This window comes from Candidatus Omnitrophota bacterium (assembly GCA_030688425.1).
GTDB lineage: Bacteria > Omnitrophota > Gorgyraeia > Zapsychrales > JANLHA01 > JAUYIB01.
Genome location: JAUYIB010000003.1, coordinates 1 through 1,073 on the forward strand (window position 1 = coordinate 1; position 1,073 = coordinate 1,073).

Annotated in this window: 1 protein-coding gene; it reads left to right on the forward strand. The window is 52.7% G+C overall.

Annotation, left to right across the window (positions count from 1 at the left end; genetic code table 11):
- A partial coding sequence (locus tag Q8Q08_00030; GenBank protein MDP2652406.1) for an integron integrase occupies positions 1 to 870 on the forward strand: 870 nt, incomplete at its 5' end.
- Positions 871 to 1,073: the final 203 nt, after the last annotated feature.

Below are 1,073 nucleotides of genomic sequence, written 5' to 3' on the forward strand. Positions count from 1 at the left end.
AGGCGATTTATCGCCTTCCATGATTACACCGATCCCGGCGCTCTTGATGCTGCAAGCGCAGTGAGAAAATATCTTGAATATCTGGCGACTCACCGCGAGGTGGCGGCCAGCACCCAGAACCAGGCGCTTAACGCCCTGGTCTTTCTTTATGATCAGGTTCTTCAAAAACCAATCGGGGAAATGGATGAATTTGTGCGGGCCAAAAGACCGCGGCGGCTTCCGGAAGTCATGACCCGGGAGGAAGTCCAAGCCCTGCTTCAAAGCATGGATGGGGTCGCCGGCTTGATGGCCGGCATTATGTATGGAGGCGGCCTGCGACTTATGGAGTGCGTCCGGCTGCGGGTCAAGGATATCGATTTTGCGCGTCATGAAATTATGGTGCGCAACGGCAAGGGGCAGAAGGACCGGATCACGATGCTTTCCAGGCGGTTTGCCGACCCGCTCAAGGAGCATCTTGCCAGGGTGAAGGCCATTTACGCGCAAGACCGGGCGCAAGGCAGGGCCGATGTCTTCATCTGGCCGGCTCTTTCCAGAAAATACCCGAATGCGGAAAAGGAATGGATATGGCAGTATGTGTTTCCGGCAAAAAGCCTGTCTGTCGATCCCAGAAGCGGTAAGGTTCGGCGGCATCATATTAACGAAAACCTCATCCAGAAGGCCGTTAAAGAGGCAGCCGCTCGGGCGGGCATCAATAAGCAGGTTTCTTGCCATACCCTGCGTCACTCCTTTGCCACACATCTTCTTGAAGCAAATTATGATATTCGCACGGTGCAGGAACTTTTAGGGCATTCAAATGTCGCAACCACTATGATTTACACCCATGTCTTAAATCGGCCCGGACTTTCAGTAAAGAGCCCGGCAGACATGTAACAATCTTCAAACAATCCTTTTATTTCTTCTTTAAATACCCCTGCGGCATGGAAAGTCAAGCGAAAAATCTAGGGTTGAAAAAATGCCCCTGGGGTAACGCGATTTGATTGCGCAGCATCGAGTGCGACAAGCGCCCGGGGGTTCTGGCAGCACATCCAATAGCGGCCGGACCCGTCAAGATCATTTTGAGGGGACCTTCCAAA